General features: G+C 61.0%; 10 protein-coding genes and 1 tRNA gene. 8 read left to right on the forward strand and 3 right to left on the reverse strand.

The annotated features are described in order from the left end of the window. The 4 genes from GTW23_RS08690 (at window position 1) to GTW23_RS08705 (ending at window position 5,275) form a co-directional block, all read left to right on the forward strand. Complete coding sequence (locus GTW23_RS08690) at window positions 1–795, forward strand: heme ABC transporter ATP-binding protein (RefSeq protein ID WP_152008749.1); 795 nt, start codon at window positions 1–3, stop codon at window positions 793–795. A 186-nt stretch (window positions 796–981) separates the two neighbouring features. Then, window positions 982–2,130 (forward strand): NADH:flavin oxidoreductase/NADH oxidase, encoded by a 1,149-nt coding sequence (locus GTW23_RS08695; protein WP_252915412.1) that lies wholly within the window; start codon window positions 982–984, stop codon window positions 2,128–2,130. 106 nt (window positions 2,131–2,236) lie between these two features. Continuing rightward, window positions 2,237–3,520 (forward strand): flavin-dependent oxidoreductase, encoded by a 1,284-nt coding sequence (locus GTW23_RS08700; RefSeq protein ID WP_252915413.1) that lies wholly within the window; start codon window positions 2,237–2,239, stop codon window positions 3,518–3,520. 96 nt (window positions 3,521–3,616) lie between these two features. Then, entirely contained in the window at window positions 3,617–5,275 is a 1,659-nt protein-coding gene (locus GTW23_RS08705; protein WP_252915414.1) for a hypothetical protein, read from the forward strand. A gap of 235 nt (window positions 5,276–5,510) precedes the next feature. Here GTW23_RS08705 and GTW23_RS08710 read toward each other — a convergent pair. Then, window positions 5,511–5,586, reverse strand: a tRNA-Lys gene (locus tag GTW23_RS08710). Between the two features lie 354 nt (window positions 5,587–5,940). Between GTW23_RS08710 and GTW23_RS08715 the strand changes: the two genes are divergently transcribed. Next, entirely contained in the window at window positions 5,941–6,690 is a 750-nt protein-coding gene (locus GTW23_RS08715) for a cytochrome c biogenesis CcdA family protein (protein WP_152008753.1), read from the forward strand. Window positions 6,691–6,714: 24 nt separating this feature from the next. Here GTW23_RS08715 and GTW23_RS08720 read toward each other — a convergent pair whose 3' ends face one another. Then, window positions 6,715–7,644: a DMT family transporter gene (locus GTW23_RS08720; protein ID WP_252915415.1), complete on the reverse strand. Its 930-nt coding sequence runs from the start codon at window positions 7,642–7,644 to the stop codon at window positions 6,715–6,717. Between the two features lie 108 nt (window positions 7,645–7,752). Between GTW23_RS08720 and glmU the strand changes: the two genes are divergently transcribed. From glmU to GTW23_RS08735, 3 genes are all read left to right on the forward strand, one after another. Beyond that, the gene (gene glmU / locus GTW23_RS08725; protein ID WP_252915416.1) at window positions 7,753–9,120 is read left to right on the forward strand and encodes a bifunctional UDP-N-acetylglucosamine diphosphorylase/glucosamine-1-phosphate N-acetyltransferase GlmU; all 1,368 of its coding nucleotides are present in this window, start codon (window positions 7,753–7,755) and stop codon (window positions 9,118–9,120) included. 123 nt (window positions 9,121–9,243) lie between these two features. After that, window positions 9,244–11,070: a glutamine--fructose-6-phosphate transaminase (isomerizing) gene (gene glmS, locus GTW23_RS08730; RefSeq protein ID WP_252915417.1), complete on the forward strand. Its 1,827-nt coding sequence runs from the start codon at window positions 9,244–9,246 to the stop codon at window positions 11,068–11,070. Window positions 11,071–11,170: 100 nt separating this feature from the next. After that, window positions 11,171–11,863 (forward strand): DUF502 domain-containing protein, encoded by a 693-nt coding sequence (locus GTW23_RS08735; protein ID WP_152008757.1) that lies wholly within the window; start codon window positions 11,171–11,173, stop codon window positions 11,861–11,863. Between the two features lie 6 nt (window positions 11,864–11,869). Here the strand turns inward: GTW23_RS08735 and recG are convergent, their stop codons facing one another. Beyond that, window positions 11,870–13,987 (reverse strand): ATP-dependent DNA helicase RecG, encoded by a 2,118-nt coding sequence (gene recG, locus GTW23_RS08740; protein WP_252915418.1) that lies wholly within the window; start codon window positions 13,985–13,987, stop codon window positions 11,870–11,872. Window positions 13,988–14,024 lie beyond the last annotated feature (37 nt).

Below are 14,024 nucleotides of genomic sequence, written 5' to 3' on the forward strand. Positions count from 1 at the left end.
ATGCTGGACGTGCGAAACATTCATGTCCGTCTGGGCAAGACCGAAATCCTGCATGGGATCGACATGCAGGCCGCAAAAGAGCAGTTCACCGTGATCATAGGCCCGAATGGTTCGGGCAAGACCACCTTGCTGCGGGCGCTGACCGGCGAGATCGGCTTCGAGGGCAATGTAAGCCTCAACGGTGTCGATATCGCCAGCGCCCGGCCGGTGGAGCTTGCCAGCCTGCGCGGAGTGCTGCCGCAATCTGCCAACCTATCGTTTCCCTTCACCGTGCATGAAGTGGTGCGACTGGGGCTGACCACAGGCATCCAGACCGGAGCCGATGCAGGCAGCCGCGTCGACCAGGCGTTGGCCGCGGTCGACCTTCAGGGGTTCGGGGGCCGCTTTTACCAGGAACTGTCCGGTGGGGAGCAGCAGCGAGTTCAACTGGCAAGGGTTCTCACCCAGGTCTGGGAGCCGGTTTTCGAGGGGAAACCGCGATGTCTATTTCTGGACGAGCCCATTTCCAGTCTCGACATCAGGCACCAGCTGCAGATCATGCAGATCGCGCGGCGCTATGCCGAGGCTGGCGGCGGCGTCATCGCCATCCTGCACGATCTCAATCTGACCGCCCATTTCGCCGACCATGTGGTGCTGATGAGCGGGGGCAGGGTGCATGCCAGCGGTCACCCACACGCAGTTCTCACGCCATCCAACCTCGAGGCCGTCTATGGCTGTCCGATGGCGGTTGGTACTGTTCCGGCAGGGATGGATTTCTTCGTTCTGCCGCTGATCAGCTCGAGCCAGACGGCCTGATACGCCACAGGCGGCCGGGCCGACGCATCGCGTCTTCTCTCCCTGTTACAGTTCGATTTTCTCCATCCATCGGGCCGGCAGGGTGCGGGCGGCCCGACTGGCCGCTTTGTTGAAATCTGGCCGCAGTCGATTGCCTCTGGCTGACCCAGGCGATAGCGTCTGGCGAAAATCACGCAAGGAATTCCGATGACTGCAGTCCCCCATCTGTTTCAACCGCTGACATTACGCTCGATCTCGACCCGCAACAGGGTGGTGATTTCTCCCATGTGCCAGTATTCGGCCCATGACGGGCACATGGACGACTGGCACCTGACCCATCTCGGCCGGTTCGCCATCGGTGGCGCCGGGATCGTCTTCACGGAAGCCACCGCAGTTCAAAAACGCGGCCGCATCACCCATGGATGCCCGGGCATCTGGACAGACAGCCAGATCCCGGGGCATGCCCGGGTGGCGCAGTTTGCGCTCCGCAACGGTGCCATTCCGGCGATCCAGCTCGGCCATGCCGGACGCAAGGGAGGCATGCAGCGGCCGTGGTTCGGAAACGGGCCGCTCAACGATGCCGATTTCGCACGCGGTGACATGCCGTGGACACCTGTCGGCCCGTCCGGATTGCCGGTGGCTGAAGGCTGGCCGGTGCCGCATGCGCTGACAGTACAGGAAATCGGCGAACTGCTGGATGACTACGAAGCCGCTGCACGGCGCGCACTGTCCGCCGGATACAAGATTGCCGAAATTCATGGCGCCCACGGTTACCTCGTGCACAGTTTCCTCTCGCCGCTGTCCAACAAGCGGACCGATGGATACGGCGGAAGCCTCGAGGGGCGGATGCGGCTGGCGCTGGAGATCTCGGCGCGGGTCCGTGCGGTTTGGCCCGACGATCTGCCGCTGTTCTTCCGCACATCCGCCGTTGATGGTGTGCCGGAAGGCTGGACGCTTGACGATACGGTGGTTCTGGCGGGCGAACTCAAGCGGATCGGCGTTGACGTGATGGACTGCTCCTCAAGCGGTATCGCCGGTGCGGCGACGGCAGGTGGCGGCCAGAAGCGCCAGCCCGGTTTCCAGGTGCCCTATGCCGAGCGGGTGCGAAACGACGTTGGCATGACGACCATGGCGGTAGGGCTGATCACCCATCCGCAACAGGCGGAAGAAATCCTGGCAGAAGGACGCGCCGATCTCATCGCCATCGGGCGGGAGGCGCTTGTGGATCCGAACTGGGCTCTGCATGCGGCGCGCGATCTCGGCCATGACACGCTGTTCGAAACATGGCCGGAGCAATCAGGCTGGTGGCTGGCGGGCCGGCAGAAGACTTCCGATTTCTATCAGCCGCGCGACTGAGATGTTTGCCTGCGTGGCGCGTGCGAACTGTCGACTTGCCTGCCCGATATGGTAATGGGGGTGGCGCGCTTGGGTGCGTGTCAATCAGGGGGCGGAGAAGCAGGACATGTCGGAAAACAGGGTGATTATCGCCGGTGGGGGAATCGGCGGGCTGGCGCTGGCGCTGACCCTGCACCAGATCGGGGTCGAGTGTACGGTTTTCGAAGCCGTCAACGAACTCAAGCCGCTCGGTGTCGGCATCAACCTGCAGCCCAATGCCGTGCGGGAACTGCTCGACCTCGGCTTCACGGCCGAGGACCTTGACGGGCTCGGGGTGTCCGTCAAGGAGTGGGCGCTGGTCGGCATGAAAGGCCAGGACATCTATTCCGAGCCGCGCGGGCTGGAGGCCGGCTATGACTGGCCGCAATATGCCGTGCACCGGGGCGCCTTCCACATGTCTCTCTATCGCCGCTTTGTCGAACTGGCGGGATCCGACGCGGTGCGGCCCGGATGCCGCGCGACCGGCTATGCGACCAATCCGGAGGGCGGCGTAACCGTCACACTGCAGACCAAGACCGGCGAGATGCAGGAAACAGGCAGGCTGCTGATCGGAGCGGACGGCATCCATTCGGCGATCCGGGCGCAGATGCACCCCGGCCAGCCGCCGATCCACTGGGGTGGCGCGGTGATGTGGCGCGGGACGTCGCTGGCAAAACCGGTCCGGACCGGCTCGTCCTTCATCGGCCTCGGGACGCACAAGCACCGGATGGTGATCTACCCGATTTCGGCTCCCGATCCCGAAACCGGGCTGGCGCTGACCAACTGGATTGCCGAAGTCACCTATGAAGACCCTTCAGCCCATGAGACCATGGGTTGGTTCCGGCCGGTCGGAATCGACGATTTTATTCACCATTTCGAGGACTGGACCTATGACTGGCTCGATGTCCCGGCGCTGATCCGTGGCGCCGATATCGCCTTTGAAAACCCGATGATCGACCGCGACCCGGTGCCGACCTGGGTGGACGGGCCGGTGGCGCTGATGGGCGATGCGGCACATGCGATGTATCCGACCGGCTCGAACGGCGCCAGCCAGGCGATCATCGATGCCCGGATCCTGGGGGCGAAGTTTCTTGCGCATGGCGTCGGTCAGGACGCGCTCGAGGCCTACAATGCCGAGCTGTGCGCGCCGGTCTCGGCGCTCATCCTGCGCAATCGCGGGGCAGGGCCGTTCGGGTTGCTCAACATGGTCAATGACCGCTGCGGCGGCGAATTCAACGATATCGACAATGTCATCACGGAAGCCGAACGGTCCGAATTCATGGCCAAATACAAGGCCGCCGCAGGCTTTGCCCGCGACACCCTGAACGCCGCGCCTGCGACGATAGCGCCAGGAGCCCGGGTGAGGACCTGAGCAAGGCCGGTAAATCCATTCATCGTGACGGGCTGTGCTGGCGAGAGCGATGACGAGAGTATTGATTCCAACTTTCATCAAGGTCTATGAAACACAATGAAAAAAATCCTTGCCCTTGTTTCAATTCTGTTCGCTACCGGAGCATCGGCTTCTGAATTCATCGAGCTTTCCGGTGCGGCGGGTTTGTCGTTCGGTCGGAACGCTATAACTGGTCAATTGGAAATCTTTCGCGCTGGGGTTCAGGTCGAAATCCCTATAGATGCCAAGATCAATTACTACCCCCAAGGTGCGTTCGAATTTGAAGACACCGCCTACCTCCTGGTTTACGACTTAGCCGCCAACGTCCCTTCTGGGCACCGTCTTTCCAGAGGCAAACAGGAAAGTGATCTTTATACCGTCACCGTTAACGAAGGGTCGGCGTCCTTTGATCGTGTTTCTAGCCTGCCGTTAGGAATCGACATCAAGTTGCGGACGGTGATCGACGACGATGCCCTAATTTGCGGGACGACAGCCTGTATCCGCATTCAGGATGGCTGGCTTGGCGCCAGTTACATCCATGTCCCTGTTCCTGCAGGCTACGAGATTGTTGAACTTCAAGGATCTCATGTCCTCCTTCAGAAAGGTTGGGACGACCTAGCTGAGAACATGCCGCCGCCAGATGAACCGATTTTCTCGATCTGCTCTATCACGACAGAGATTTACGACTGTGAAGCCGTACCCGCTAACGTCATTCCGTACAGTCTTCAGGCTGACGGTACCTATCTTTCTGCGACCAATGCCGAAGCTCTAATCAGATTCGACTACGAACGCTTGGGTATCGCGAACTACGCCGAAACGAACCTTGAGGCCCGCGTAGCTTGGTCGAATGTCTACTTCTTGTCTGGCTTGGCGGCGTTATACAAGATGCCAGTTTCCGATGATTTTAAGTCGGAAATAATGGACAGGTTAACTCGGGAAATTGAAGCGATCGCAAGGCTTGGGGAGACAACTTACCCCGGCCTCGCAACACGTCGATACTCCTTGGATAGAGAGCCAATCACCTTCCTGATCCACATTTCGAGGATAGCAAGGATGGTCGAGCACGCACGGGCTGTCATTGGGGATGATCTGGCCAACAGGATGCTTTCTAGCGTCCTCACGCAGATCCGAAACCCTAGAAACACAGTCGAATTGATTTCTTTGGTTCCTCGTCCAGAGGTTCAGTATCGAAAGTACATGCCATTTTGGGCGGACGGTGTTAACGTTCCCTGGAACTATCAGAGCGGATGGATAGAGGCTGCTTCGCTCACCAACCCACCCGAGGCGCTCAAGCCCATCATAGCTTCTATGATAGAAAGCTTTATTGCGGAAGAAAACATCCAACAGCGACCGGACAAGTGGTCATACGCTGGAGGTGTGTTTAATTCAGGCTGGGATGATGGGCGTTCCTACCATACGCCTACTTGGCAAGGTCAGAAATCCTTAAACATTCCCGCGCATATATCGTACAGGAGTATGGATGCCCTTGCGTTGCTCGCAGCCTCCAATGCGGGTATTTCTGTGCCAGATTTCTTCGAGCAATACGCCGCCGATCTGATAAACCGTGGCCTCCTGTACCCGTTCGTGAATGAAGGCATCAATGCTCCAGCTCGAATCCCGTTTCACGTTGCACGCCACTATGCCCGCTCCGCACTTCCATGGCATTTCCAGAACCAAGTATGGGCAGTATGGTCACTTCAGTCTAGCGGAGAGACGACAACGAAGATGACCGAATAAGCGCTTGTCATGTCGGAGTTTTTGTCGTTCACCTTGATCTCGGTCAGGCCATTACTTCTAGCCTGAGAGCTCTGTTTTATCCGCTCTTGCACAGAGGCCGATGGTTCATTGATCTGGCATCTAATTATAGGCCCTGATGATTTCGTCAGGCAAATCGTAACGTCGACGGTTTCCTGCGGCTCGCCCACTAAAGCACCAAGCCCATCGCATTTCAGGAACAAATCGTCAGTTTTCTTGGTGAGAGCGCAGGGGTTCGAACCCTGGACCTACTGATTAAAAGTCAGTTGCTCTACCAACTGAGCTACGCTCTCCCGGAGCCCGCTGCGCGCTTCGCTTTGCGTCGGGCTCGAATGGCGCGGAACATAGGCAGGCATCTGCATATGGTCAACTGCAAAAACCGATGCGCTCCAGTGTTTTTTCAGGGGGCTCTGCAGGCTGCTTCCTGACCAGACCAAGGTGGGCATTTGTTGAAACTGAGCCGGACCGGTGACAGGCACGATTACAGGCAAGATTACAGGCAAGATTACAGCAACCGGGTGTCAATTTATCACGGCTTGCGCGCAAAAACGTGACTGGCGAAGCCCGCGGCTGGCGGTTAGATAGGGCCACGCGGTTTTCCGTCCCGCTCCGTCCAACCTGTAGCCCGGCAAGGGGATCCAGATTTCGTGACCATCGCCGACATTCCGCTGCTTACCGTCATCCTGGCGGGCGCCCTGTCCTTCCTCTCGCCTTGCGTGCTGCCGCTGGTGCCCCCGTATCTGTGCTACATGGCAGGCGTTTCGGTCGAGGATTTTCGCGGCAGCGGTGCCGAGGCACGGGCTCGGGACACACGGCGGGCGGTGTTCTTCGCCTCGCTGTTCTTCACCCTGGGTTTCGCCACGGTTTTCGTCGCACTCGGAGCCGGTGCTTCCAGTATCGGCGCTGCGTTGCGCCAGCACATGGATCTCCTGGCCAAGCTGGGCGGGATCGTCATCATCCTGATGGGACTGCATTTTCTTGGCGTGTTCCGGATCGGTCTCCTGGCGCGGGAAGCCCGGTTCGCCGGCGGAGGCAAGCCGGCCACGCTGTCCGGCGCCTATGTGATGGGGCTGGCGTTTGCCTTTGGCTGGACACCGTGCATCGGACCGGTGCTGGGCGCCGTGCTCGGGGTTGCGGCGGGCCGGGAGACCGTCAGTGCCGGCGCTATGCTGCTCGCCGCCTATTCCCTCGGTCTCGCTGTTCCGTTCTGGATTGCCGCGCTGTTTTCTGAACGGTTCATGCGGTTCTCGCAAAAGTTCCGCAGGCATCTGGGCACCATCGAAAAAGCCACCGGCGCACTGCTGGTGCTCACCGGCATCCTGTTTCTGACCGGTGGGATGGCGACGATGGCCTACTGGCTGCTCGAGACGTTTCCCGCGCTCGGCAGGATCGGCTGAGCCTGCCGGCAATCGACGACCGGATCAGCGCTTGAACCCGGGCGCGGTCGCAAGTACCAGTCCGGTCAGAACGGTTAAGATGCCGATGGCGTGGTAGATCTCGAACGGCTCGCCGAGAACCAGCACCGCCAAACCGACGCCATAGGGTGGCAGGAGATACATGAAGACGCTTGCGGTCGAGGCGCCAAGCCGGGCGACGCCGTACTGGTAGCCGGAGAACGCCAGCAACGACGAGAACACGACAATGCCGGCAATGCCGCCCCAGGCGCTCCAGCTCCGCGGCATCATGGCCCCCGCAAGAAATTCCCACAGTGCAAACGGGGCCAGCAGAAGCGCTCCGGAGAGAGCGACAACCGCAAACAGCGCCGAGACCGGCAGCCCAGCCGTGCGTCTGCCCTTGAGCAGGACGGAATATCCGGCCCAGGACAAAGCGGCGGCGATGAACATCAGGTCACCCCAGTTGAAGGACGTCGTGGCAAGACGTGTGATATCACCCTTTAGCACGATGATCGCCACTCCGATGAACCCGACCACGATGCCGGCGATTTCCCGCCAGCTCGTCGGCCGGCCGAAAAAGAGGCGCTCAAGGATAATGATCATCAACGGCGAGGTTGTGTAGATCAGTGTGCCGTTGGTCGCGGTGGTGAATTGCAACGCATAATAGACGCCCGCGCCGCAGATCCACATGCCCAAAAAACCCAGCACCAGCCAATGCACCGGGTGGTCGCTCACGTAGGTTCGCAGCCGGTCGCGCGCCATCCACAGGAACGGCGAGAGCAGCAGGGCCGCGGCGCTCCAGCGGAGGAACGCCAGGGTAAACGGTGCCACCTCAGGAATCGTTGATCGTCCGAAGATGAGGTTGGACGAAAAGAACAACGGGGTCAGCAGCATGACGGCCAGGGGAACGAGGCGCGCGCGGATGGGTTTCGCGACGGTGGGTGAGGCGGCAGTCATGGGGGGCTTCCAAATCGGGGCAATGTTTGCTTGAAGGAGAATTACTCAGGTTCCGGTGCTATAGCGTCCGGCACGGCTAAACAAGCGATTCGATGAAGAGGTGACGGAATGGCGCGGACAAGTCTGGCAGTCGTGCTTGCGGCGGGGGATGCGACACGGATGAAGTCGTCGAAATCCAAGGTGCTGCATACCGTCGGCAATCTGCCGCTGATCGCCCATGTCACCCGTGCCGCCGCTGCCGCCGGCGTCAACAAGGTTGCTCTGGTGGTTGGTCGGGAGGCCGAGCGCGTGACGGAGGCAGCCGGAGCCGGGCTCGGGGTGCCGGTGAGCGCCGTGGAGCAGACCGAACGCAAGGGGACAGGACATGCCGTGCTGATGGCGCGAGACGTCATCGCCGAAGGCTTTGACGACGTCATCGTGCTTTATGGAGATGCCCCGCTCATCAGTCCGGACAGCCTTGCAGCGGCGAGAGATGAAAGGACAAAGGGCGCTGACGTCGTGGTTCTCGGTTTCCGCGCGGCCGATCCAACAGGGTATGGACGGCTTCTCGAACGTGATGGCGAACTCGTTGCGATTCGCGAGCACAAAGACGCCTCCAGCGATGAACTGGCTGTCGATTTCTGCAATGGCGGAATCATCACGTTTTCAGGCGAGGAGGCCGTCGGCCTGCTCGAAGCGATCGGCAATGACAATGCCAAGGGCGAATACTACCTGACCGACATCGTCGAGATCGCCCGTGAACGCGGACTGAGATGCGTTGCCATCGAGGCTCCCGAAGAAGACATGATGGGCTGCAACACCCGCGCAGAACTCGCCGAGATCGAGCAGGTCTGGCAGGCCCGCGCCCGCCACGCGGCAATGATCTCCGGGGTCAGCATGATTGACCCGTCGAGCGTATTTCTCTCCCACGACACGGTGCTGGAGAATGACGTGACGATCGAGCCCAATGTCTGGTTCGGTCCCGGCGTCAGGGTCGGTCCGGGTGCGGTCATCCATGCCTTCAGCCATCTTGAAGGCGCCGATGTCGGCGCCAATGCCAGCATCGGGCCATTTGCCCGCTTGCGACCGGGAACCGAACTTGGAGAAAAGGCCAAGGTCGGCAATTTCTGCGAGATCAAGAAGGCGAAGGTCGGCAGGGGCGCCAAGGTCAATCACCTGACCTATATCGGTGACGCCGTCATCGGGGAGGCCGCCAATATCGGCGCCGGCACGATCACCTGCAATTATGACGGCGAGAACAAGCACCTGACGGAGATCGGCGCGGGGAGCTTCATCGGTTCGAACTCGTCGCTCGTCGCACCCCTCAAGATCGGCGCCGGGGCCTATGTCGGTTCGGGAAGCGTGGTAACGATGGATGTTCCCGACGATGCGCTGGCCATCGCAAGGGCGCGGCAGGAGACAAAGCCGGGTCGCGCGCACCGCCTGCGGGAGAAGATCGCGGCCATCAAGGCGCTCAAGAAACAGGCGCAAAGCTGACCGCCGGGACGGAACCGGTTACGCGGTGTCACGAAAATTGAGCGGACGCAATACCTTAGGTCACTGGTCTAAACCGGCGTTGCTGGGTAAGAGCTTGGCCAACACTTTACCCAGGAGAAACGCATGTGCGGCATAGTCGGGATAGTTGGTAAGCGCGAGGTGGCTCCGCTGCTGGTGGACGCGCTCAAAAGGCTGGAATACCGCGGATATGATTCTGCGGGTGTCGCCACCGTGCATGACGGGCATCTCGACCGCCGCCGGGCTGAAGGCAAGCTCGCCAATCTCGACCGCAAGCTCGGCGAAGAGCCGCTGGCCGGCCAGATCGGCATCGGTCACACCCGCTGGGCAACCCATGGCGCACCGACGGAAAGCAATGCGCATCCGCATTTCTGCCATGGTGTCGCCGTCGTCCACAATGGCATCATCGAGAACTTCGCGCCGCTGCGCGCCGAGCTTACCGCCAAGGGAGCCAGCTTCTACAGCCAGACCGACACGGAAGTGGTGGCGCAACTGCTGGCCGCCTACCGGCAGGAGGGCCTGGCGCCCCGCCAGGCGATGCAGAAGGCGCTCGGACGGCTTGAGGGCGCCTATGCGCTTGCTGTCCTGTTTGAAGACCAGCCAGACATGATCCTCGGTGCACGCTCCGGCCCGCCACTTGCGGTTGGCCATGGCGAGGGCGAGATGTTCCTCGGTTCAGACGCGATCGCGCTGGCACCATTCACCGACGAGATCACCTATCTCGACGATGGCGACTGGGCGGTGATTACTCGCGATGCCCTCGAGATCTATGATGGCAACGGCACGCTGGTCGAGCGGCGGCGGCAGAAGTCGCAGGGCGCCGCCTATGTCGTTGACAAGGGCAATCATCGCCATTTCATGGAAAAGGAAATCTACGAGCAGCCGGAAGTGGTCTCGCATACGCTGAGCCACTATATCGATTTCGCCGAGGGTCGGGTGAAGCTCGACAGTGCGCAGATCGACTTCGCCAATCTCGACAGGCTGGCGATGTCTGCCTGCGGGACCGCCTATTATGCCGGGCTGGTCGGCAAGTACTGGTTCGAGCGCTTTGCCCGCCTGCCAGTCGAAATCGATGTTGCTTCCGAATTCCGTTACCGCGAAATGCCGCTGACGGGCAGGATGGCGGCGTTGTTCATCTCGCAGTCGGGCGAGACCGCCGACACATTGGCGTCGCTGCGCTACTGCCGTGACAATGGTCTGACCATCGGCGCGGTGGTCAATGTGCGCGAATCGACCATTGCGCGCGAGTCCAACGCAACGTTTCCGACGCTTGCGGGACCGGAAATCGGCGTGGCGTCAACCAAGGCGTTCACCTGCCAGCTTTCGGTGCTCGCCGCGCTGGCGATGATCGCTGGCCGGGCGCGCGGGACGCTGTCGGCCGAGGACGAGACCGGGATGGTTCAGGCGCTGGTCGGTGCGCCGCGTCTGTTCAACGAGGTGTTGCAGTCGATCCAGCCGCAGATCGAGACATTGTCGCGCGAGCTGTCACGCTTCAAGGACGTGCTCTATCTCGGCCGCGGCACCAGCTTTCCGCTGGCGCTCGAAGGCGCGCTGAAACTCAAGGAAATCTCCTATATCCATGCGGAGGGCTACGCGGCGGGCGAGCTCAAGCACGGACCGATCGCGCTGATCGACGAGAACATGCCGGTAATCGTGATCGCGCCGCATGACCGGCATTTCGAGAAGACAGTCTCCAACATGCAGGAAGTCGCGGCCCGCGGTGGTCAGATCATCCTGATAACCGACGAAAAGGGCGCGGCTGCGACGACACTTGAGACCATGGCGACCATCGTGCTGCCCGAGGTCAACGAGATCGTCGCACCGATCCTCTACGCGCTGCCGGTTCAGCTGATTGCCTATCATACCGCCGTTTTCATGGGCACGGATGTGGACCAGCCGCGCAACCTCGCCAAGTCGGTCACCGTCGAATAAGAGATAGATCGGCGGTGAACTTGTCTTCGCCTCTGTGCGTTCCCTATATAACGGGGATCGCAAGGCGCGGTGTTTTGCATGCCATAAGGCAAGGTGACGAATGACCGACAAGCAGAAACGGCTGGGCGCAGGACGGCGGCTGAGAAACTATTTTCTGACCGGCCTGATCATCGTGGCGCCGCTCGCTATTACCGCCTATCTGACCTGGACCTTCATCGGCTGGGTAGACAGCTGGGTGAAGCCCTATATTCCGGCCATCTACAATCCTGACTATTACCTGCCGTTTGCAGTGCCGGGATTTGGTCTGCTGACAGCGTTGTTCCTGATCACCATGATCGGGTTTCTTACTGCCAACCTCGTCGGCCGCTCGATCATCTCCTTCGGAGAATCGCTTCTCGACCGGATGCCCCTGGTGCGCAGTCTCTACAAGGGGCTCAAGCAGATCTTTCAGACGGTGCTCGCCGAGCAGAGCGGGTCGTTCAAGCAGGCAGCGCTGATCGAGTATCCGCGACGCGGACTGTGGTCGATCGTCTTCATCGCCACCGATACCAAGGGTGAGGTCAATTCGCGGCTGCCGGAGGACGATTCAATGTCGGTGTTTCTGCCGACAACACCAAACCCAACGTCGGGTTTCCTGCTGTTCGTGCCGCGCAAGGACGTGATCATTCTCGACATGAGCGTCGAAGAGGCGGCCAAGATGGTGATCTCGGCCGGCTTGGTGTCTCCGGATTTTCCAAAGGTCCTTCCGGTTCAGACAAGGCCCAAGTCAAAGGCCAAACCAGCGGCGGAGTGATAGCCTTCAGCCGGCTCTGAGGAACCTGATCGCCTCGTCGCGCCGCATCAGGTAGAGCAGCATTCTGAGCGCCTCACCGCGCGGCGAGGCCAGTGAGGGGTCGGTCTCCAGCACATTGCGGGCATCGCTACGGGCGATTTCCAGAAGATCGGCGTGAGCGCTCAGGTTTGCGAGCCTGAACCCCGGCATGCCCGATTGCCTCGTGCCGAGCACTTCGCCTTCACCGCGCAGCTTGAGGTCTTCCTCGGCGATGCGGAAGCCATCCTCGGTTTCGCGCAAGACCTGCAACCGCGCGCCGGCGGTTTCGCCCAAGGGGCCGTGGTAGAGCAATATGCAGCTCGATGCGCCTTCGCCGCGACCGACGCGACCCCTGAGCTGGTGCAACTGGGCAAGCCCGAAACGTTCGGCGTGTTCGATCACCATGATGGTCGCATCCGGAACGTCAACGCCGACCTCGATCACCGTCGTTGCCACGAGCAGACGGGTCTGGCCGTTCTTGAACGCGCTCATCGCCTGGTCTTTTTCTTCAGACGTCATGCGACCATGAACAAGCGATACCAGCGGTGCCATGTCCTTGCCGAACGCCTCTGCCAGGCTCGCATGCCTACTTTCCACCGACATCAAGTCACTCTGCTCGGAATCTTCGACAAGCGGACAGATCCAGTAGGCTTTCTTGCCCTCTTCCAACGCCTTCTTCAGCCGGTCGACAATCTCGGCCAGACGTTCGTCGGGGATGGTGACGGTGGCGATCGGCTGGCGGCCGGCGGGTTTCTCGGTGAGCTTGGAGACGTCCATATCGCCAAAGGCCGCCAAGACCAGCGTGCGCGGGATAGGGGTAGCGGTCATGACCAGCATGTGCGGCGCGGTTCCCTTGGCCGTCAGCCGAAGCCGCTGATGAACCCCGAACCGGTGCTGCTCATCCACCACCGCCAGGGTGAGGTTCTTGTAGACGACCGATTCCTGAAACAGCGCGTGGGTGCCGATCACAATCCGGGCTTGGCCATTGGCAATGCGCTCAAGCAGTTCGGCGCGTTCACGGCCCTTGGCGCGGGCGGTCAGCACGGCAACCTCGATGCCGGCGGCCTCCGCCATTCTCCTGATCGTGGCGTGATGCTGGCGGGCGAGGATCTCGGTCGGGGCCATCAGCACCGCCTGGCCGCCGGCTTCCACGGCATCGGCCATGGCGAGCATCGCCACCGCGGTCTTGCCGGAACCGACATCGCCCTGGAGAAGGCGCAGCATGCGGTCCTTGCCGGCCATGTCGGCGAGGATTTCCTCGACAGCCGTTGTTTGACTGCCGGTGAGGGAAAACGGCAGCGCTCCGAGGATCGCCTGGCGCAGGCGGCCTTCCGCGACAACGGGATGTCCAGGCAGCTTGCGCAGTGTCTGGCGCACAAGTGCCAGCGACAATTGGCCTGCCAGCAGTTCGTCATAGGCCAGGCGGCGGCGCGCCGGTGTCTGCGGTTCGATATCGATCGCCGCTTCGGGATGGTGCAGTTCGCGGACTGCGTCGGCGAAAGAGGGAAAACTGTTCTTGCTCACCAGGTGGGCGTCGGACCACTCTGGTAGTTCCGGCAGGAGGTCCAGCGCCGACTCGATCGACCTGCGGAGTATTTTCGGCGACAGCCCGGCTGTCAGTGGATAGACCGGTTCGATCAACGGAAAGCTGTCCGCGTCCGCTTCCAGGGCGATATGGTCGGGATGGACCATTGACGGTCTGCCGTTGAACCATTCGACCTTGCCGCTGACCAGCACGGCTTCGCCGACCGGCAGGGTCTTCTCGAGCCATTGCCGCTTGGAGTGAAAAAAGGTCAAAGCCAGTTCACCGGTATCGTCATGCACGAACACCCGATAGGGCGCGTTTCTGCGGCCAGGAGGCGATGGCTGGTGGCGGTCCACGCGAACCTTGAGAGTGGCAATCGTGCCTTCCGGCGCTTCGGTGATGCCCGAGCGCATGGTCCGGTCGATCAGACCGTGCGGCGGCAGCAACAAGAGATCGAGCGCGCGGGTGTCTTCCGGCCCCTCGCGGCCTGTCACCCGCGTCAGCGCCTCGGCGAGCTTTGGACCGATCCCGGGCAGGCTTTCAACAGGTTTGAACAGGGGGTCGAGCTGAAGTGGTCGCATGGAACCAGATGAACGGTAATTTTGGGTCAAAGGCAAG

The sequence above is a fragment of the Parahoeflea alexandrii genome (genome assembly GCF_024105735.1).
GTDB classification, from domain to species: domain Bacteria; phylum Pseudomonadota; class Alphaproteobacteria; order Rhizobiales; family Rhizobiaceae; genus Hoeflea; species Hoeflea alexandrii.